The organism is Lentisphaera araneosa HTCC2155, assembly GCF_000170755.1.
Lineage (GTDB): Bacteria > Verrucomicrobiota > Lentisphaeria > Lentisphaerales > Lentisphaeraceae > Lentisphaera > Lentisphaera araneosa.
Genome location: NZ_ABCK01000012.1, coordinates 1 through 22,053, shown reverse-complemented (window position 1 = coordinate 22,053; position 22,053 = coordinate 1). Strand labels below are relative to the sequence as shown.

Annotated in this window: 15 protein-coding genes; 2 read left to right on the top strand and 13 right to left on the bottom strand. The window is 41.7% G+C overall.

The window, feature by feature from the left end; translation table 11 throughout:
• Positions 1–82: 82 nt before the first annotated feature.
• Positions 83–1,912 (top strand): alkaline phosphatase D family protein, encoded by a 1,830-nt coding sequence (locus LNTAR_RS12970; protein ID WP_040914904.1) that lies wholly within the window; start codon positions 83–85, stop codon positions 1,910–1,912.
• Between the two features lie 413 nt (positions 1,913–2,325).
• Positions 2,326–2,901 carry an RNA polymerase sigma factor gene (locus LNTAR_RS12965; protein WP_007279164.1) on the top strand — a complete coding sequence of 192 codons (576 nt, stop codon included), beginning with the start codon at positions 2,326–2,328 and terminating at the stop codon, positions 2,899–2,901.
• On the opposite strand, the gene LNTAR_RS12960 is transcribed toward LNTAR_RS12965, so the two are convergent.
• The 13 genes from LNTAR_RS12960 to LNTAR_RS12905 form a co-directional block, all read right to left on the bottom strand.
• Positions 2,898–4,820: a serine/threonine protein kinase gene (locus LNTAR_RS12960; protein ID WP_007279163.1), complete on the bottom strand. Its 1,923-nt coding sequence runs from the start codon at positions 4,818–4,820 to the stop codon at positions 2,898–2,900. The two genes, LNTAR_RS12965 and LNTAR_RS12960, sit on opposite strands and share 4 nt — an antisense overlap.
• A 240-nt stretch (positions 4,821–5,060) precedes the next feature.
• Positions 5,061–9,389 (bottom strand): PVC-type heme-binding CxxCH protein, encoded by a 4,329-nt coding sequence (locus LNTAR_RS12955; protein ID WP_052607322.1) that lies wholly within the window; start codon positions 9,387–9,389, stop codon positions 5,061–5,063.
• A 147-nt stretch (positions 9,390–9,536) separates the two neighbouring features.
• Positions 9,537–10,403 carry a hypothetical protein gene (locus tag LNTAR_RS12950; RefSeq protein WP_007279161.1) on the bottom strand — a complete coding sequence of 289 codons (867 nt, stop codon included), beginning with the start codon at positions 10,401–10,403 and terminating at the stop codon, positions 9,537–9,539.
• A gap of 115 nt (positions 10,404–10,518) precedes the next feature.
• Positions 10,519–11,646: a sulfatase-like hydrolase/transferase gene (locus tag LNTAR_RS12945; protein WP_007279160.1), complete on the bottom strand. Its 1,128-nt coding sequence runs from the start codon at positions 11,644–11,646 to the stop codon at positions 10,519–10,521.
• Positions 11,647–11,651: 5 nt separating this feature from the next.
• Positions 11,652–11,879, bottom strand: coding sequence for a sulfatase-like hydrolase/transferase (locus tag LNTAR_RS28225; protein WP_157473564.1), 228 nt, complete (start codon positions 11,877–11,879; stop codon positions 11,652–11,654).
• A gap of 581 nt (positions 11,880–12,460) precedes the next feature.
• On the bottom strand, positions 12,461–14,284 hold the full coding sequence (locus LNTAR_RS12940) for a sulfatase (RefSeq protein WP_007279158.1): 1,824 nt from the start codon (positions 14,282–14,284) through the stop codon (positions 12,461–12,463).
• Positions 14,284–15,186, bottom strand: a complete 903-nt coding sequence (locus LNTAR_RS12935; RefSeq protein ID WP_007279157.1) for a DUF4405 domain-containing protein — start codon at positions 15,184–15,186, stop codon at positions 14,284–14,286. Before LNTAR_RS12935 ends, LNTAR_RS12940 begins: the two co-directional genes overlap by 1 nt.
• Positions 15,187–15,201: 15 nt before the next feature.
• On the bottom strand, positions 15,202–17,070 hold the full coding sequence (locus LNTAR_RS12930) for an FAD-dependent oxidoreductase (protein WP_007279156.1): 1,869 nt from the start codon (positions 17,068–17,070) through the stop codon (positions 15,202–15,204).
• Positions 17,071–17,526: 456 nt separating this feature from the next.
• Complete coding sequence (locus LNTAR_RS12925) at positions 17,527–18,408, bottom strand: hypothetical protein (protein ID WP_007279155.1); 882 nt, start codon at positions 18,406–18,408, stop codon at positions 17,527–17,529.
• Between the two features lie 76 nt (positions 18,409–18,484).
• Positions 18,485–19,363: an SMP-30/gluconolactonase/LRE family protein gene (locus tag LNTAR_RS12920; RefSeq protein ID WP_157473562.1), complete on the bottom strand. Its 879-nt coding sequence runs from the start codon at positions 19,361–19,363 to the stop codon at positions 18,485–18,487.
• A gap of 212 nt (positions 19,364–19,575) precedes the next feature.
• Complete coding sequence (locus tag LNTAR_RS25755; protein WP_007279153.1) at positions 19,576–20,226, bottom strand: type II secretion system protein; 651 nt, start codon at positions 20,224–20,226, stop codon at positions 19,576–19,578.
• Between the two features lie 244 nt (positions 20,227–20,470).
• Positions 20,471–21,121 (bottom strand): type II secretion system protein, encoded by a 651-nt coding sequence (locus LNTAR_RS25750; protein WP_007279152.1) that lies wholly within the window; start codon positions 21,119–21,121, stop codon positions 20,471–20,473.
• Between the two features lie 103 nt (positions 21,122–21,224).
• Positions 21,225–22,053 (bottom strand): DUF6259 domain-containing protein (locus LNTAR_RS12905; RefSeq protein ID WP_007279151.1); only part of this gene is annotated, 829 nt, incomplete at its 5' end.

Here is a 22,053-nt window from a genome sequence, read left to right as displayed (position 1 = left end):
AAAACATTTTTTTTAATTTTGTGTCATTTAGGCAAAACTCATCACAATAATGGTGTAATACACAAATTAATAAAGGGAAAAAATGAGAAAATTATTTAGCTGTTTATCCATGGCCTTCGTGGTCTCTTGTGCTAATCAACAACTTAAAGAAAACCAGGCACCACTGTCACACGGTCCGGTTCTCGGCGCTGTTGATTCCGATAGTATCAAAGTCTGGGGCAGAACGGAAGCTCCTGATAGTTTTTACGTGAGATATGGCACTGAAAAAGGTGCTTTGAATATTCGTTCAAAAACGACTTCTACTGAACTAAGTCACGACAATACCGGAACTGTGGAGCTGACGGATTTGACTCCGGGCACAGAGTATTTCTACGCCATTTTTTCTGACGGTAAGCAAATTAGTCCAGAGGGATCATTCAAAACACTTAACGACACAAAACTCTTGAAGTCTGATCTCAATCCTGAGGGACTTTTTAACTTTTCATTTGAGTTTGCCTGCGGTAATAACCAAAACCCCAATAATGGCCTTGGCTACGGCGTTCCGGCATATGATACTTTAAATAATAATTTCCGCAATAATCTTGATTTTGCTATACAAAATGGTGACTGGATCTACGAAGAAGACCGCGATTTCACTGTGGAGCAGTGGAAACAACAGGTTGGTACTGAAGAAGTCCCAAAAATCCTTGAAGATGCACCGCACCTCACAGGTGTATGGGAAAATTACAAAACCTATATGCATCGCGCTCCCAACCTCATGGACTGGCACCGCAACCTCCCAAGTTTCTTTACTTTCGATGACCACGAATTACTCAACGACATCATTGGTACGTCGACAGTAGGTTTCCAAGACCGTCGCGCTGTATTCAGAGACACGGGAACTCAAGGCTGGTACGACTACCTCGGCTGGGCCAATCCTACTGAAACAACGCAGGGCATTCACTTTGGTAGAACTCAGGCCAAAAAGGGTTCTAAGTTCCTCGTGGATAAATCGGCTGACTTCACTAAAATTAATTTTAAGGAAACCACCAACCTTCACATTCACTGGAGCACAGAAGACGCAGGTCTGATTGATAGTGTCAACGGAGACAAAGAAGGCGGCGATCCCAATGCAAAAGTTTATGAGATCGTAAAAGTCATCGACAAACACACATTGGAAATCAATCCCCCACTCGCAGAAACTCGTGAGAGTCATTACTCAATTGGTCGCGATAATTTCGGTACCTTCAAAGTTGCTAACTGCCGCTTTATTTTACTCGACACCAAATCCCAGCGCGATGCCCACGACATCAAGAATCCTTATAAGAAAGGCATCTCGATGATCGGCAAAAAGCAACGTGAGTGGATGATGAACCTCATGGCTAAAAAAGATGCTGAGTTCTACTTCGTGGTTTCTTCTGTAAACTTCATGGTTCCCCACGTCGGTGGCGGCGGTGCGGTAAGTTTTGCGGCTCCCACAAAAGATGATGCCTGGACGGTGTTCTTTGATGAACGTGAAAAACTTATCGACTTCTGGGATAAGCTCGGCAAAAAAGTCTTCATCCTTTCCGGTGACCTACACAACTCTTACTCAGTCAAAATCACTGACTCCGTTTGGGAATTCGCTTCCGGGCCTCACAACTCGGTCAATCACCGCCCTAGTGACGAAGGTAATCGTCCAATGAATGGCCCTTTTAAATACGGTCCTCGTGAATGCGAAATTCGCTGGTCTACTACAGCCATGAACGACATCCCTCGCGATGCCCGCAAATTCCCTCACTTCTGCGTTATCAAAGTAAATAATGTGTTCAATAACCCAAAAGAATTAGGTGGTACACGTCGTGTAGCCTTCCCTATTCCTCAGGTGATGTTCCAGTTCTACGACGCCTTAAGCGGCGAGTTAGTTTACGCTGAGTCTATCTTAGCTAAATAAAGCTAACACACTCAACTCTTAAGCCCGGCATTAAACTGCCGGGCTTTTTTTGTGATTCAATGCGGCATTGGAATGCCGCGCTCCCAGGATAAAAGACGCATGTATGTAGTCCACGCTTTAGCGTGCGATTGAATAAAGTAATCAGATCGCTTCGCTTGCAGATCGTTCGCTACGCTCACTGCAGATCGGCCTTCGGCCTGCAGTTTTTGGGTCAGGCGTTGGAGCATTACCTGAAATACACAAAATATTAATTCCGCAATTTAATTGCCGATTGCAAATCGGCGCTCCTTGCCTCCATCCTTATACACAGAACTTAGCTATATCTCATATCATTTACTTCGAGCTTAAGAAATATCACCAAAATTTGACAATAAAGAACTAGAAGAAATTCTATTGCTCCGATATTCTATTTAATGGAAAACTATACGCGACAGACTCTCTTACAAAAGATAAAAAGTACCCAGGACGAAGATTCCTGGAATGAGTTCATTGAAATCTATCGCCCCTACATCTATGTGATTATCAAAAATCTAGGTGTTCGACCTGTGGAAATAGAAGACCACGTTCAAAGTACGCTGGTCATCTGTTGGCAAAAATTACCTGATTTTAACTACGATCCCGACAAGGGTCGCTTTCGTTATTGGTTGAGTCGCATCGCAAAATTCACCGTCAACAATCACATCCGCAAGCATAGTCGACGTTCCGAATTAGATAAAAAACTCGAACTGCCGACTTCACTCCCCCCCGATATCGAGGCCATAAGTGATCGTGAATGGAAAGTTTTTATCTCAAAAAAAGCCTGGCAAAATATTAAAGATGGTTTGAGTGAAAACTCACGCCTCTGTTTTGAAGCTTTGATGAAGGGTGAATCCTTTGATATTATTGCGGAGCGTTTATCGATACCAAAAAACACCATATCTGTCAACAAGAAACGAGTTGAAGAGAAGATGTTTAAAGAAATACAGAGGCTACAGCGAGAAATCGGTTAATGATAATGAACCGTTGCATTTCTAAATGTATCCGGCGCAATTTCCTGTTCCTTATCCACCCATAAGATCTTGGTCTTTCTAAAAGAATCCAGTCCAAATAAATTGATGGCATCCGGTTTAACAAAGCTCATGTGTTTGACGCGTGTACCTCTCAAATCCAGTTTCACTATGGGAAGCTGACCAATACTGCGAATATCCGCTAAATCGCCATTGCCTGAGAGGTCAAGTAAAAAGCCCCCTACTTCACTGCTCAACTTACACTTAACTTCTTTGCCGTTTTCATGGCTTAAGAGCCAGCTGATATCTGCCTCAATCTCTTTTAGTTTATCATCCACAAAACTTTGTTTTTCCATAATTGCCCAGGCATAAAGCTGGGCAATGAGAACAAAACGATCTTCAATCTTCAAGAATTCCTGAACATTGGGATAAATACGTTTTATGTCCTGATGCTCACTTTCATGATAACTGAGCATTTTTTGAGTATATTCACGTAAATCTTTTTCTTTAAACTCTCGTCTTTTTGGCTGTTGCAAAGACATGTAGCTAAGACTTTTTTCATAGGATTCTTTATACTTCTGTTGAATCAGTAAAATTTTCGCGAGGTATGATATGGCTAATTCATTATTACTATCAAGTGCTAAAGCGGCTTCGCAAAGGTCAGTTGCAGGAAGCATTTGAAAGCGGTAATAAGCCGTTCTCGCCTTGAGGGCATAATTCTCGCTTGCCTCAACCGAGATTTTTTGATTCTGAGCTCGAAGATTTTCCGAGTGTTCGAGAGCTTGGTCGGTTGCTTCTTTTTCTTTTTTAAGACTATCAACAAAGTAAAAAGACCCCAAGATGATAATGATAATAAAGCCTAGGGCCACATGACAAATCTGTCGATTCCTTTTGTAAAGCAAGTAAAATTGTTTTTTAAATGAAAAGTCTTCGGCTTCCGTTAAAAAGCCCTGCCGGTAGGCATCGATATCAGCAATAATTTCTTCTACTTTCTGATAGCGTCGATCGGGGTCTTTGCGCATGGCTTTCATGCAAATAGCACTTAGACTTTCGGGCACGAATAAATCAGGGCGTCTTTTAACTGGGGGATCCACTGCCCCACTGATCGTCATCGCAATAATAGAAGCTAAACCATCACCAGCCAAGGCTTTTTCAAAGCAGAGAAGTTCATAAAAGATACAACCTAAGGCAAAGATATCACTACGTTCATCTTTCACTTCTTCAGCACCTTTTGCCTGCTCTGGCGACATATACCCTGGCGTACCTTTAATTTCGCCGCTCAGTGTATAATAGCGCTTTGAGTAATAATCGAAGCTTTCCAGAAGGGAGGTTTCGAACTTATCTTCACTACCAATAATAGCCGCTATGCCCCAGTCACACACAAGGGTTTTACCGTATTGACTGACAGCAATATTATCAGGTTTTAGGTCTAGATGAGCAACACCCTCCGAATGGGCATAAGCCATGGCATCGCAGATTTTTAGAAAGACATCTATTCTTTTGGATAAAGTATATTTTTCGATAAACTCCGCATTACCCTTATTCAATTCATTTAGAATGTTAGTCAGTGTAAGTCCATCGAGTAAGCGCATGGTAAAAAAAGGTTGCCCTGAGTCATCGACTCCCATATCATAAAGAGGAACAATATTCGGATGCTGAAGAGTGGCAATAATTCGCGCTTCCCGCAAAAAACTTTCAACCGCTTGGTCATTTTCCGGATCTTTAAGAACTGCTCTGGCAATAAGACGATCAGAAACTCTATCATTGGTCCTAAAGACCCGTTTCATAGCACCTGCACCTGCGACTTCCAGAGTCTCGTAACGGTTTTCAACCGTAGAAATTCTGTTTAAAAGACTTTTTTCACGCCCATCCTCATCGGCGCGGTCAAAAAGTGTTTCCCAAATGCTTTCGTCTTCACTCATATACAAATTCAATTTTTCTTATTGTAGAAGCTTTAGCCTAATAAATAAAGCTTCCTTTCAATACAATTGTCACGAACTTACGGGAATATGACAAGCCTAAAAGACTAAAGCTTATTTTTGTGCTTCTTACACAAAAATAAGCTTTTAGATATTATCGGAGTAAAGAGATTTTTCTATGATCTACTTTTCGCTCATCTTACCGAAGGTGGCAACGTTGATTAGATCTAACTTTTTCTCTTATTACAGCTTTATCAAGGCACTCGTTTTTGGCTCAAAAATCTGTACCTGTAGATCTTGAGAGCTATAAGACTTATCAAGAACTAGAATGATACTCATTTTACCTTTATTCACCTTTACCGTGGCGGTATTTGTTTTGGCATCAACCTGGAATTTTTCACGGCTCACTTTATAAGTTGTCACCCCTTTAATATCGGAGAATTTCAGGGTCAATTGACCTTCTTTGAGAACATCGATATCAAATTTTAGAACCGGTTTGGCTTTGGGAAAGAGCTTCTTATCTTTTACCTGAATTGTGGCATCCACTTTTGTCAGTGCTGTTTGATAATTAAAGGAGCCGACCTGATCCCAGTTGAGTTTAATTAATTTTTGATCCACCACTTTGAAGGTACGTATATATCTTTTATTCGATAATTTAAAGTCACCCTCTTTACCCAATTGCGAGAGAAAAGCAATCATGTGGATAAATTCTTCCTCACTTAAAGAGGCTGCTAAGCCCGGAGGCATCATCGACATGGGGTTCATCTGCTTAGTTTTAATATTCCTAGTCGGTATATGAATTTTCTTACCTAAGGCATCGCGAATAACGACCTCATTATCATTGGCAGACACCTCAGAACCGGCAATCATTTTACCATCTTTCGTACTCACCATAGTCATGTGATAACCTTCTTTAATCTTTTTGCTGGGCTGCAAGATAGATTCGATTAGGTAATCAATGGGGGCCGAAGCGCCGATACTTAGTAAATCCGGACCAATTTTTGGACCTGCTCCGCCAATGGCGTGACAATTGATACAGGCAATCGATTGCTTGCGATAGATATTCTCCCCCATGTGAGGGTTGCCTTTTTCACGAACTGCTTTGATCAGAGCCGTCATTTCATCTTCAGTCAAAGACTGCTTCATCGGCTTTAGGTCGCCGGCTTTATTTAAGCTCGTGATTAATGCACTTAAATCACGTCCCATTGTATTGGCTCGCTGAACGCCCAGCAAAGCAATAGATGAATCAATAGTTTTGCCTTGGAGTGCCAACCTAAGTGCTTCAGGGCCTTCTTTATCTTTTAAAATGGCCGTAAATATGGAACCATAGTCAAGCTTAGTATTGTGAGATTTAAAGATTTCGACCGCACGCTCAACCGCAATAGTCATATCCAGAGAAGCCAAGGCTGCTACAGCTTTAACAGCCTCTTTTTGACCTGCTTTTTGTTCAATAATCAAAAGCAATGTTATTATAGAATCCTGACATTGCAGATTGCCAAGGGCCACAAAAGCTTGGTTATTTCCCTCGAGCGCGTGCTTAGCAAGCTTATTTGCCAATGCGTTTACTTTCCATTCACCGATCAGCATTATACTTATATGCTTAAGCTTATTGTTATCCAAGAAGTTCTCTATGAGTTTAAAGTCCACATTGGGTTTTAAACCCCTCGTGCGATTAGTGTGCAGCAATGAAGTTAGGACAAGTCTTTTATCATCATCCGACAACTTGGGAGATAAACAGAGTTTAAAGAGTTCCGTGAGCTGCTTTCTATTGCCCAATTCACCAATGAGGCTCAACACTTTACTTTGCTGATCCGCCGGAATTTTTCCGGATTTATAGGCTTGATAGAGAGCGTCTAAAGCTCTGGGGTTTTCACTTGCACTTACTGCGTAAATTAGGTGCTTGATATTGCCGTTAAAAAGCGTTTTACCAATCCATTGCTGAGCTAGTTTTCTTACGGTAAGCTTCAGCGCATAATCAATTGTCTTATCAACTTCACTATCTAGGGCTTGGAGTGCTACTTCTACTGCTTCTTTACTGTTTAAAGCTCTCACTCCGTTAACAGCTTCAAGGCGAACAATAGCTGCTTTATCACGAATAAATACTTTAAATATTTTCAAAATACCTGGATCCTTGCTGTACTGCTGGGCGGCTACGCGCAGAGCGGCTGCACGAATGTGGTAATCTTCTGAACTTAAAACATCGAGCAGTAACTGACTATCCGGCAAGTTGAATCCTCTGCGCAACCATAGAGCCTGAAGTTTTGTATAGTCGCTCTGCTCTTTAGTGAGAAACTTAAGGAGCTCAGGCTCTACTGAGTCTGCCCCTCTTTCAATAAGGACACGCTTGGTCATGTCAGCGACATAGCGATCATCAGACTTGAGGTTTTCAAGCAATTTTGCTGTTGATAAGGAAGTGAAATCAACAGTTCTTTTTAAGTCTTTTCCCTTTGCTTTAATTTTCCAAACACGACCATGAGATTGATCTCTGCGCTTATCGCGAAAATCCACTTCACCGTGCTGAATAATGATATTTGACCAATCGGCAATATAGAGTGCTCCATCAGGTCCCATTTTTACATCCACAGGACGGAAGCCTCCGCCTTTGCCACTGCGATCAAGTTTTCCTGAGCCGGTAGATATTATGTCAAGTTGCTGATTGGAAACAAAGGCACTGCCATTTTCAGTGAGTTTAAAAGTATTTGTGCGATGACCGCGAAAGTCATTAGTGACCATGAGACCACGATATTTTTCCGGGAAATGATCACCCGAAATCGTCTCTAGTCCACAGTGCTTGGGCTGACCGGGGTTGAGCCCCGGGTACAAATGACTTGTTCCGCGTGCCGTGAGTTGAGCTACACCCGGGAACTGATAATTGATACCGTGAGCACCAGCACCATCTGTAGCAAAAGTCTGACCGTATTTATCCATACTAAATCCCCAGGCGTTAACTAAACCGCGGGAATAAACCTGAAGGCGTTCTGTATGGGGGTTATACTGCCAAATGCCGCCGGCCCAAAGACGCTCGACTCCCCAGGGAGTTTCGATATGGCTGTTAATGTAAATTGATTGACTAAAGTAGAGCATACCATCCTGCCCCCAATAAGGCGTGTGGATAATATGGTGAGTGTCTTCCGTACCAAAACCTGACATGATAATTTTTTTCTCATCGGCTCTCATGTCGCCGTCTGTATCTTTGTAGTGAATCAATTCAGTTGAGTTGGAAACATAGACACCGCCATTGCCCGGTAGAACACCGGTGGGGATCAAAACATTATCAACAAAGACGTGATGCTTATCAGCTTTTCCATCATTATCTGTATCCTCAAGAACAACAATTTGGTCACTGGCGAGATGCCCCGGCTTAATTTGAGGGTAATCTGGTGTGCAGGCTACCCAAAGACGCCCTTTGCTATCCCAGTTCATATTCGTTGGGTTGATGATCATCGGCTCAGTAGCAAACAACGATACCTCGAGATCATTTGGTAAATTAAAAGTCTTGATTTCCTCTTCAGGAGGTAAAATAAGTTTTTCATTATCCGAACTAGCTTTTCTCTTGATTTCAGAAGCGAGGACAAATTGAGGACTGACTTTTGTCAGTTTCTTTAATTCAGTAATTCTCTTTTCATAGCCGACTACTTTTTCGGCAAACTCAATAACTTCTTTACTGTTCTGTCCCTGCTCATGCTTTCTGAAGCCAAAGATATAGGAGTTGTTTTGCGGGCGCCAAGCGTGGAAAAACTGTTCATTTTTGTCTCTAATTTCTTTCTGAAGAAGCTTTTCGTGGAGTTTTAAATGTTTGAGCTCAAGCCCTTTTCCCAATTCAGATGCCTGCGTTCTAAAAAGCATTTTTCCTTTTACTTGAACGTCATAAGTCCCCTCAGCTAGTCCTTTTTTAGTTATTTTACTGTGATCATTTTTCTTCAAGCCACTGAGAACTTCTGCAATGCGTCTGTAGCCATCTTCGTTGAGGTGGATTGAATTTGTGGTCAAACCTTTGATATCTTGGATTTCACTAAAGAGGTCGATGTAAGTAAGCCCCTGGTCAGCAGCCAATTTTTCGACTGCAGAAAAATAGATTTTAAGCAAGTGATTATAATCTGCAGGGTTTGGATACGCTCCGCCCAGATTTTCCTGACGCGGTGTGCTCATCAAAATGATTTCGGCATTATTTCTGACTTTTAAATCATTGATCAGCGTTTTGTAATCCTGAACAAATTTGTCTAAGCCTGTTTTACCCGACCAGGCTTCATTGGCACCATAAGCAAGAATAATTTTTGTCGGTTTAGTATCGGAAACCTTTTTTAATAATGGAGCATAACCTGCTCCGATTTTTTCATAGCCGCGTGATTCACCTCTAACGGTATCTGCTGACCAGCCGAGATTGCGGAATTTTATATCCTTTTCGGCATGAGCTAAAGTTAAATAAGTTTCAATTAAAGAATATTCCGCTTCGCGCTCAATAAATGTACCTCCGACAAAGGCAACACGATCCCCATCTTTGAGTTCCAGTGGAGCACTATTTAAAATATACGTAAAGCCTAAGAATAGAGACAGGTAAACAAGCCACTTCATTGCGGTTCCTTTTTTTTCAAATTTTTTAATCACAGTATAATTGTCTCCAAGTGAGTAAATATTACAAGATACAGTTTTTTTCGTTTACATATCTTAAGAAAGCTACACCATAATTATTGTATAAAACCTTCAAAATCTATCACATAATTAAAAATCTTTTTGAACTTTCAACCCCTGTTCAACAAACACTTCTTCTGATTTAGATTCAGTTGATTTAGCAAAGTAATAGAAGAGAAACAAAGGGATCAAAGCATGCGGTGCTCGCCAAATGGCCTGCTGAAGAAATTGATCCGCCCCAAGAAAAGCTAAGGATAAAGACATGCCGGCGACGGGCCTGGCCAAAGCTGTAGCTGCGCCCCAAAAAACCGCGTAAGCCATGCAGTAGCCACGCAAGGGCTTACAAAATAGCGCCGCGCAAATAATGAAATCCAGGTAACCAGCTGTTTTTATCATAATATCAGCAGGCTGCCCCGTCAAAGCAAGCGAACCTTCCACTAAGGCATAAAAGTGCAGCGGCGTGGTATAAAGTCCTGAAGCATAAATACCATGGCCAATAAAAGTCATGCAAAAAGCCAATATCACAGAGGCTAAAACGGCACGATTCCTCACACCAAATTTAAGAGCCAAAATTAATAGTAAGGGAGAAAGCATTTGACCGCCGTGCTCAATAAAATTTGGCAAAGCGTAATTAACTTGCACAAAGCGACAGAAAAACATAAATATGAGCAGAAGTCCAGCTACGGCTAAAGTCATAATCTGTCCGGAATTTTCTTTTTTGACCGTCCAGCACAGGCCCGACATGACAAGAAATGCTACTCCGATAAGTCGGGTTAAAAGTGCAATCTGATTATCCGCTAAATGAAGAAAAGCACCTTCCTGTCCAATCAAGGCACTATAGGGTGCTTTCCATAAGAGGTGCTGCCATGCCCAGCCAAAGAGGCACAAAAAAGCCGATAGCCGTAAAATAAAAAGTAACTTGTTATCAGAATCGGGCTCAATATTTTCTTCGTTCATACTTGCTCCTGTAGATAATACTAAAATCAGTTTTCTCTACAATTGTCACAAGCTTTTTTAATATGACAAAATCGTCACAAAAATTCTAAAATAAGCTTAATTGAGCTCAGAGAATTTAACTCTTTTTCTTTTTTACTTTATTATTCTTTTGTTTTTTAGCTTTGGGTTTAAAGAGGCTTTCCTGGGAGGCCATTTCATCGATCACTTGTTTTAAGTTAGTAAAGATCGCCTGATCTTTTTCACTAACCGAGTCAAAGTTAACTTTTTCCTCCACAAAATGAGCAGGGAATTTTTGATAAGTGATTTTATCATCCTTTTTCAAAACGCCGTGATTAACGTTGCGTGCCCATTCACCACCCTTGAAATACCAGATGTAAATTTGTTTTTTATTTCGAGTGCCCTTACCGGAAAGAGTCGGCCACAAACTTAATCCATCACCCGGGTAATTATCGGGAAGTGCTGCACCACTAAGTTCACATAGCGTGGGCATGATATCGGAGAATTCAACGAGCTCTGTTTTATCTACTTTAGCGAGTACTTTCCCCGGCCAGTTGACAATAAAAGGAACTCTTGTGCCTTCGTCGAGAACCTTGCCCTTTTTACCCACCACCTCTCGGTCATTCCAAGCTGTTACAATGGGAGAATCCGTGCCGTTATCTCCGGTAAAAATCACAAGAGTGTTTTCGCGAATACCCAGAGCCTCTAACTTTGTAATCATTTTTCCTACAATTTTATCGGCGTACTGAACCATGTCGCGAAAATGAATTTTCTTTTGGGCATTATCCCCCGGACCTTTGTAAGTTTTAGATCCTGGAGACTTTGGATCCCAAGCCAAGGAATCCGGCGTCGCATCAAAGGGACAATGAGTAAGGATCATTGGGTAATACACAAAAAAGGGCTTATCCTTGTTGCTTTCCATAAAATCACAGAGAAAATCCGCACAGACATCCGGGCCATATTCACCATTATTGTAATCTACAGCCTCGCCATTGATCTCTAACTGAGGATTGGGAAAGCGACTATCAAAAGTCGTTCCTGCTTTAGCTTTCGGACGAAAATGCTGCCATAAACAGGCTTGATCAAAACCAAAATGCTGTGGTGCATCTTTTTCTTTACCCAGTTGCCATTTGCCGGCGATAGCCGTGGTATAATCAGCTTTTTTGAGTTGATGTGCAAAAGTAATCTGAGACCTATCTAAAACCCCAAATTTTGTGAAATTGCGCTTGTTGTAGAGGCCAGTCATGATCTTTACCCGAGATGGAGTGCAGATGGGATGGGATTGGCAAAGCACTGCTCAAAGCGCATCCCTTCATCTGCTAACTTATCTAGAACTGGTGTCCGATAATCCTTACTGTCATTCGAACTCAGACATTCATAGCCCATATCATCAGCCATGATGAGTACTATATTGGGTTTAGTATCTACTGCGCTAACTGTGAAACAAAGTATGGACAATAAAACCCACTTTAAAGACATATTCATTTTAACCTCATAACGTTTTTATATCTCTACACCACAGTCATCGTAAACTAACATTTAACGACAATGATTTAACATTTTTTATAACTTAAACGGAAATAAGTTTATCTTATATGCTTTTTAATTGAATAACTTAAATAGCCGGGAGAGCCGATTTTTAATCGGTACCCTATTGCGGTCTTCGCAAAGAAGTTTTATAGATCTATAATCATCCACAGATGGCGCAGATTTACACAGATATAATTTAGAATCATTAGAGAGTTTTCGTGCTTTTTCGTGCTCTTTGCTGGGTCCGGTTTTTAGAATCAAAAAAACAAAAAGATATTTTAACCACTAAAATCACCTACTTCTTTAATCATAAAAAAGAATAAATAGTAGCAAAAATCACCATACGCTCAAAATACAAATCTGTGTTAATCTGTGTAATCCGTGGTTAAATTCACTTCGATAAAAACACCTTTGCGGACTCCGCAAATACGCACGCTAAAGAGGCTAAGGTACAAAGTAGCGATAGAGAGTAGCGTGTGACGTCAGCCAAACGACAAATAATTTAGTTAGCCCTACTTTTACACCGATTGTTAATCGGCAACTTCCTGCGCATCGTCATCTTTTAGTAAACGCAGGCGATGGAACTTCATCTGTTGCTTGGGAACTTGCGAAACAAAACGAATGATTTTAAGACCGGGTGCATCAAATTTAGCCACGCCTAAATTTAACTTAGTCATTTCTGTCGACGCGGGTAATTGAGCGATATTTTTCATTGGGTAGCCATTATCCGATTGAGCGGCATCGTTTTTCACATCATCGACTTGGATTAAAAATTTTCCCTTAGCTGACATCGCGGCTTCCAAGCGGTAAGTTCCCGGGCTTTGGACTTCTAGAATAAAATCGATATAGCTGCCCTTCCCTGCATTGAGGTCGGCGTAAAGCATTTTCCCGGCTCCGTCTGTACTCCTCAAGTAATGGCAGTTGCCCCGCAACTTATAATCCGCCGAAGTCTGGGCGGGAATCAGTTCGGCTTTAATCCAACCGTCCTCGGGTATGGCCGGATAAGAAAAGGAAAGATGTTTTTCCATCTTTTTAATAATCGCTGCATACTCAGGGTTTCCAGCTAGGTTACGAAATTCATGGGGATCACTCGTTAGTTTATACAACTCGGTTTCACCTGTTGCTAAACGCGTCATGCGATAATCATTGGAAAGAATTGATTCAAAAAACACCCCATCCATTTGGCAGGTCATTTGTACAGGTTTATCCCAATCCATTTGTGGATCTTTGAGCAAAGCTAACAAACTATTGCCATCGAGTTTTTGCGGTGGTTTTGGCAATCCAAGTAAATCTATGAGCGTGGGGTAGAGGTCCAAAAGCGAAACGGCTTTATTGCACATTGCGCCCTTCTCTAAGCCCGGCCCGGCAATCATAAAATTACTGCGCGATGAATTGTACCAGGGTTTGATCTTTGACCAAGCACTTTTCTCTCCCAGCATGTAACCGTGATCACTCCACAGAATAACATAACCATTTTCTGCATGGGGGCTGGCGTACCAGGCATCTAAAAGGCGTCCGACTTGCTCATCGGCAAAAGTCACACTCGCTAAGTAAGCCCTAACAAACTGCTTATCGTAGCCCTTTTTTACTAGATTTTCATGGTAGCCTTTACCGAACTTTGCCTCAAAGCCGGCGACTAACTTAAAACGCTCCGGCAAGTCATCCAGGTCATCACTGCGGGCTTCAGGCAGCTGCAGGCTTTCCAGCGGATACATATCAAAATACTTTTGTGGCACAATCCATGGAACGTGGGGGCGATAAATACCCACCGAAAGAAATAAAGAGGATTTAACTGACCGAATCTTTTCTATGCCAAGACTGGCAGCTTTGTAATCAGACATTTCAGTGACCGGCACATCGGCAATATCCCAAACAGCAGAAGAGTTGAGTCTAATTCCAACGCCCTTAACTTTATTCACCTTTTTGGGTGGCGGAATATAGGTATCAAACTCCGGCTTGTCCCCTTTGTGGAAGTTCTTGGCTATACCAATGCTTTCCCAGCCATTTTGCGAAAAGAGCTTAGGAATGGTAACGGCTTCTTGCCCTGCGTAAAAACGCCAGGGCCGACGACCATTATCATTGGAAATATTTCCGGAGCGCCAAGGAGCTATGCCGGTAAAGAAAGCCGGACGGGAAGGTACGCAGGAAGGTGAGACACAGATCGCATTACTGAAGGTGATACCGCGTTCAGCTAAGCGTTTAATATGGGGCGTAATAGCTTGCTGATGTCCCTGCAGGACTTCGTTCCAGTCATTCCAGTCATCCACATTGATAATTAGAACGCTGGGCTTTTTGTCCAATGCCAATAAAGGCAAACTTATTAAACAAAATAAAAGAAATAAAAATTTTCTCATTAATCTCTCTCTACAGTGAGTAAGGCACTATCAATAAGCTTGAGTGCCGTCGTTACGGAGCCATCGGGATAATAGGCTTGCCAGGACTCGTCCTGATCATCGTATTTTGAGTAGCCCATGAGCTCAAATACCTGAAAGGCCGTGGGGTATTTATTATCTATCTCAATTCTATATATCATGCTGGGCTGATCCTGGTAAGATTCATTACCATCGCCGGGTTGATTCACTTCGATCATCAAATAAAAGGGCTCTTCATTTCTTTCGGGCAAAATATAATCCCGTGGATCAAATGAACTATTGGGAGTCGCCCCACTTACAGCTAAAACTTCCCCGTCGTTTTCTTCGGCTTCTTTTTTCGCTTTATTATATTCTTTAACTTTCCAGGACCAGTATGGCAATTCTTCAGTATTTTGCGTACTGTGCAAAGTTTTGATGTGGTAAAAGGATTGATTTTGCAACCAAATCGCCATTTGCGGTGGTTTTTCAATTTGGTAGTTTTTACCCGCTCTCACTTCTATTTTAAGCTTATATTTGGGCGTTGGCGTGTAATTATAAATCATGCCCTTATCATTCATCACAAAACGATCCTGAGCCGCACCCAAATTATTACTTAAACCCAAGACCGCTTGAACGGGTTTGGGCTGCCAAATAAACAGGGCTGTCAGCAAGCCTGTGATGCTAAAAGTCAGCACTAGATTTTTTCCCTGAAAGCTTTTTTTCAAACCCGTGAAATTATGCTTCACATGTAGGTATATAAGTAGGATAAAGAAAAATCCCATCAAGGAATGCAAGCCAGTGGTTTTTATTGAAAAGGGTCTGAAATACGCCATCAAGCCCGAGACCACCAGCACGAGAAAAGTGCTGGCCACCAGGAGATTAACGAGTTGTTTTTTCTTTTTCAAAATTTAGCCCTAAGCTTATATCTTAAGCTTTGCCTTAGTTGTCTTAGTTGTCTTAAGTTCCAAGCCATCGACAATCACAAAGCCACTTGTATTTGCATTGGAAATAACAATTTTTACCTGGTCTTGGATATCAAATTGACCAAGTACAAATCCGCCATCATCACTCTTTTGTTGATTGACTTTAAGTTCTGTCACTTGCCCGCCAATACTTATCGACACAGGCACATTATTTGCACGAGTCTCATGAGCACTGTAGAAAAACTTAATTGCATACCTGCCGGGATTTTCGACTTTGATGTCGAAAGTTAAAGAATTTTCACCCTTTGCTTGATTGTTATCGTGAAGGTAGTTAGAACCAATGGCAGGTTTAGAATTACTGCTTTTTTGCCAAGAACCTATTGCATGAGCAGTCACAGCATCCACTAAAAGTCTATCCCCACTTAAGACCTGCGTTTTAGCTTCTTGCGACTCGACTTTAGCTTCTTTGGGCTCGGCTTTGGCACTTTTTAGTCCACCAATGACAATTGCATTATGCTTAATGAGTTCGGCGCGGATTTCAGCCAAATCTACATCACCCGGAGTCTTGCTCTGCCTAGCAGCAAGTACAGCGGTCACCGCAGTGGCCTGCCCCATGGCCATACAAGTGGCTTGGACACGTGCTGCGGAATTGGCTAAACGGTCACTTGAAAGGCTACGACCTGCCACCATGAAGTTTTTCGACCCTTTTGGGATGAGGCAACTTCTCGGAATAGTGGGGAAGGTTCCCGGTTTTAATTTTCGGGGTTTTACACCATTTTTATCGTGTAAATCGATAGGATAAAAGGAATAACAGAGTGAGTCTTTAAAAGTTCGCCCGCTGGTGTAATCATTTACCGTTAGCACTCGCTCACCTTTGATGCGGTAAGTTTCGCGACTGGCAGTTTCGGTCATCATGCGATCAATGCTCGCTTTTTCACCACCGGGAATTGTTTTAAGAAATTTAAGCATGCGCAAAATCGACTTCCTCCCCGCAAGATTTGTTTGGGTTTGCGTTGCTGCAGTAGAAGAATCCGCGCCAAAAATGTGATTACAATTACCACTTCTACTTTGAATGGGTTGGAAAGCATTTCCGCCCCAGGTATCCCCCTTCTGAAGACGGCCTTCTTTAAGCGCCTGATTATACATGGACTGAATTTTCTTTTTGTTTTTATTAACCACAGCCATATCAAAACCCTTGTAGATGACAGAGTGTGTCCCAGGTTGACGTTCTTCGCCACGCATGCGCTCCATACCCAACATCCCCGCTACAGTTGCACCACCAGAACAGTCAATTATTTGCTTACAGCGCAATTGGTAACGCACGCCCTGACCAACGACATCAACAAGCCAACCATTTGCCGTCTCTGTCACTTTCTCTGGGAACTGATAATAAGCCAGTGAAACACCTGCATCGAGGCAGGCTTCTTCGGCTAAGAGAGAATAAAGCTGACCATTGATATCAACATGATAATAAACGTGACCTTTATTAGCTACAGAGAAATCCTGAAGGGGCTTACAATCGACTTCACGTGATTTTTTTACCAGCTCCCAACCAATACCAGAGATAAGCTGTTTACCCCAAGCGTGAAAGAGGCCGGGGAAGCAAACGCCGCCAGTCGTGGTTGTACCGCCCAGCTGTGAGTTACGTTCAAGAAGAACTGTTTTTGCACCCATGCGTCCAGCCTGAATAGCGGCCACGTGACCAGCCGAACCACCGCCCACAACTAAAACATCCACATCCAACATATCCGGACTTTCTTCACTCTGCGTTGGCAGGTTCTGTGCATCCGCTTTAAAAACTAAGCCCGAAGAAGCTAAGATTGCAGTACCTGCGATTTTTGATTTTAAAAACTGGCGACGATCCATAATATTTTCCTTCTTATTTAAACTAAATAAATCAAATTATTCAAGTAAGAGTTCGAGCTCTCACCTATTCATTCTTAGATCAGTATTATCGCGCTAAGCCATAATCTTACAGTAAAATGAAATTTTTTGGAAAATTTATTTCTCCATACCTATGGGCGTCGCTTAGAGTTTCCTGAGAATATAAGAACTTGTTCGGTCAGTCCTAGGGCTGGAAGCCCGAACTATGCCAGTGTGGGGCAAAGTCCCACGGATAAAGTCCACACACAATTTCAAGGGCTGGAAACCCGACCGAATAAGACTCTAGGCTCATTATTGCGGATTAAGCAATCGGCGCTCCTAGGTATTACCACACAGGCGACTCTATTTTTCCTGTTTCTTTCCACCTAAGCGAAGCGCCACCTAAGGCCACTTGTTGACGCTACCTTGAGCTTATGTAAGGCTAGCACTTGCTCTCAATCACTTGGATTTTTTTAAGGCTTCAAAGCGCTCTTTGATTTCGTCCAGAGTTCCAACAGTTAAATAAAAAGTATAATCGACTTTTAGGCCCGGTGTTAAACTATACGTTCTAAGGGGGGAAACGTAGGAACAAGCCGAGCCCTTTGGTCCTGTAGTTCCGTTGCCTAAAGCTTTGTAGCAAGTAAAGAGCGTCGAGCCGGGCGTATAGACCCCCACACCCCACTTATTATCGTCTACATAGGCCACCCACTCAGAACTACTTTTACCTAATTTCAAACCACCATCCTTTTTCTTTAAAACCCGTGGCTCCTCCGTGATCAGTTTCCCTTCTTTTGTGTAATAGAAATTTTTTAACAGAGCATCCACAAATACCGCCGGCATTTCCTGATGTCTTGCTTTACCTTGATCCGGCCCCGTGTAATTCATGATGAAATTGATTTTTGCCAAATTACCATGAAGGCTAATATTTTGCTCCATCAAGGCTTCCGGGCATGGCTTGGCACTGGACCAACGACGGGGCTCTACTTTGGAATACATACTTTGCTTGCTGTCATCTTTCTTAAATTCGAGAAGACGAGACGGCTTACGGTCCCAACTCCCTCCCTGAACCGGATTGTAGACCCATGGTTTTCCATTCCAATCTGAACCATCGCTCTTTCCATAATAGGATTGCTGAATGAAGCGTCCTTCATCAAAATGATTTAAGAGATTTCTTCCCGTTTTACTTTCTCCCAAAAAGCCGATACACCCACCCCTTGACTTATCTATGCCAATGCGGATTTTTCCATTGTCTAAATAAGACCAGGCCTCTTTAGCTTTTGATGATTCGGCAAATAAAAACTGACTAAATAGACAGAGTGCTATAACAACTATTTTTTTCATAAAATTTATTCTCTTTGTTTTGCTGTAAATAGATCTTTGACGCTTCGAGGATGCCCGATCGAATAAGACACAGGACTCATTCTTTTGAGGTTAATTTGAGTTCAATTCGACGGCGACGCACTTCTTTGACAAAGCAGCCGTAAAGCCATTTCCCATCGGGACTGATGCGCACATAATTGCAACGGGAGTCCTGTACCGGAGAAGGAATCAGTATAATAGAGCCTCTTTTATCCTTGCTGTGGGGTTCAACAATTTGTATCCCCAGCGCTGTTCCGGCAACGAGTTTACCATTGGGTAAAACCTGCATGCCATCTAAGAGGCCCCTGCCATTAGAAGGTGTAGCTAAGACGTAGGCCACCTCAGCTTCATCTTCAACTTTTCCAAAGTCATTAATCGGAAAAGCATAAATAGTATCTGCAAAAAATGCGGCAACTAACAGGGTCTTTTTATCGGGACTTAAAGTCAATCCGTTGGGCCTAAATTTAAGAGAGAGGGCCAAGCTGCGTTTTTTAGATTTTCCATCCAGTCGCCAGATGCTATGGGTTTTTGGATCCGTATAAAATAATGTTCCATCATCGAGAATAGCCAAGTCATTTGAGTGAGCCCCTACTCCGTGAACTTTTGCTTCCCAAGTTGATGTGTTCCAAGATGCTATAGCATCACGAGCACAGCCGTAAAGCCGGCCATCGGGCCCGAAAGCGATGCCATTAGCGACCCCGGTATCAGCCACTACGAGAGTTTTTTGATTACTTTCTCGATCAATCTTAAAAAGCTGACTACGTGGGACATCAGTAAAATAAAAGTTCCCTTCTGAATCCCAGGCCATGCCCTCGGCATATTTGTGGCCGACAGATAAGACTTCCCATTGAGAGCCTTTAGCAAAAACAAGATCATCCGCACCCCATAACAGAGACTTAGAGAGAAAAAGAATGATGAAGATAAATTTTGTATTCATAAATACGCCCATATTATTTTATGCAAAAACTCAGCCTCCTACCAACTTAGGTCAAAGGGAGTCAATTAAATATAAAAAACACCTTGATGACTAAAAGTCTTAAACTAAATCATCAAAATCTATAAGTGTTTCCGCGAGAAGCAATGAATATAAAAAATACTAAGAAGGAATTTATGATATGTAGCAAGAGACTCATTTGGAATCAAAATTACTTAATCGAGTTCTCCGAAATACTTATTCCAAGCATCAGGCCCGGCATCGAAATCACCGGGTTCGATGCGTACACTCCCATCGAACCAATTAACATTTGATTTGCCTAAACTGCTGCTAGAGCCATGCCAGCGAAAGAGAGGCTTACTTATACCAGGATTATATAAAAATTGTTGGTAGATTGAGTTTGTAGTAATATCGGCAAAATAGACTTTGTTGGCCGAATCAACGATTTCATTTAATTTACGATTGCCACGAGTTTCCCTAGTCGCGTGGGGAACAGTAAGTCCATTAACGCCATAAGATGTGTATAGGTAAGCCGCTTGAGATGTGCCGGCTAAGCTGCCTAGGCTAGGACAGTGATATAAACCGGATTTAGTTGCTTGTGTAATATATCTATCAGTACCACTATAATTCACCAAAGTACCGGTAAAACCTGGATTGGAATGACTCCAGTCTAGAGCTACCGTCCATTGATCATTATCATCTGAGGCCATGGAGGCAAATTGGCCAATTTGTTTGAGGTTACTTTTACAAACAGCTGACTTGGATTTCTCCCGAGCATTGTTTAAGCTAGGTAAGAGTAGTGAGACCAATATCCCAATGATGGCAACAACGACTAATAGCTCAACTAATGTAAATTTTTGTTTCATTAAAACTCTCTATCTAAATTAAACAACTTTTGATTTATTGATATAAAATTAAATTAATATAATGATTTATCTATAATTAAATCATCAAATTATATAATTATGAACTTTAATATGCATAAGCATCTTTAATGAGTGAGAGGCACTAAAGGCAATTAAATACATAGATAATTTTCTTATTTTAAAATGCAGTATATAGATATTTTATAGCCAAATTCCATATCACTCACGAATCAAAGACATCCATTTAATTCAAGTCTTTGAAATACTTATTCCAAGCATCAGGCCCGGCATCGAAATCACCGGGTTCGATGCGTACACTACCATCGAACCAATTAACATTTGATTTGCCTAAACTGCTGCTAGAGCCATGCCAGCGAAAGAGAGGCTTACTTATACCAGGATTATATAAAAATTCTTTGAAGATTGAATTTGTAGTAATATCGGCAAAATAGACTTTGTTGGCCGAATCAACGATTTCATTTAATTTACGATTGCCACGAGTTTCCCTAGTCGCGTGGGGAACAGTAAGTCCATTAACGCCATAAGATGTGTATAGGTAAGCCGCTTGAGATGTGCCAGCTAAGCTACCCAAGCTAGGACAGTGATATAAACCGGATTTAGTTGCTTGTGTAATATATCTATCAGTACCACTATAATTCACCAAAGTACCGGTAAAACCTGGATTGGAATGACTCCAGTCAAGAGCTACCGTCCATTGATCATTGTCATCTGAGGCCATGGAGGCAAATTGGCCAATTTGTTTGAGGTTACTTTTACAAACAGCTGACTTGGATTTCTCCCGAGCATTGTTTAAGCTAGGTAAGAGTAGTGAGACCAATATCCCAATGATGGCAATAACGACCATTAACTCAATTAATGTAAATTTTTGTTTCATGTACAATACCTATTAAATCAATATATCATTATTATACGCCAAAATTAAGGTGATGTCAATATGATATATTGATTTGTCATTGTAATTGTGGGTGTAAGTGAGTTTAATATCTTACATACTCAATCATTAAGCTATCTAAAGGAGGAACTGATAAATTTAAAGCCTGGGGACTTACTTGCCTCATTTCACCTGTGGCAGAGCTATAAATAATTATAGTCTTTAGATCTGTGTCCAAGCTCAGCTCCACTTGCTCAGTATTATCTTGCCAATTGACAAAAAGTTGAACGTCTCTGCCCTCTAAATTAACAAAACGACTACTAAGTACTTTATCAAAATTCATAAGTGTTCCATCGCTACGATAAACTTGAGCTTGGCGTGGTTTTAAGATCTCATAGGGTTTTTCCATGCGACCGTAAATCAAAAAATCCTTTGCGACGCCTTTGCGCCAAGCGCTAAGATTTTTTATCAGTTGTATAATACTTTTTTGATCGGGTGCAGGGACAGAGAACTTACTACACCAGGCCCAATGGATTTCGCCCTCTTCATTTAAAACGATAGTCATTAAATCGCCGATTGAAAAAGAATAAGCGGTGCGCAGAAGCAAGTGATTAGCCCCCTGCTCTGTGTCAAAAAACTCGCTTGTTTCTACTTGATTCCCCTGAAAGTTATTGACGTATTCATGGTAAATAAATGCATAAGCCGGCACCCATCTACCATAGCTCAAAACTTGATTAAAGCGCAAATCATTGAGTGGAAGGTTTTCCATAAAGGGTTCAGCTGCCGCTGCCTCACAGCCTAATAAAACGTCTTTATCATTGGCCCCACTCTGCTGATAAATACCTACAATCAATTGCTGCATGGCATGCACCATCCATGGTCCGGGGCCAGCTGGGTGCCCATGATCAGAACTGTGACAAAAATAAGGGGCACAG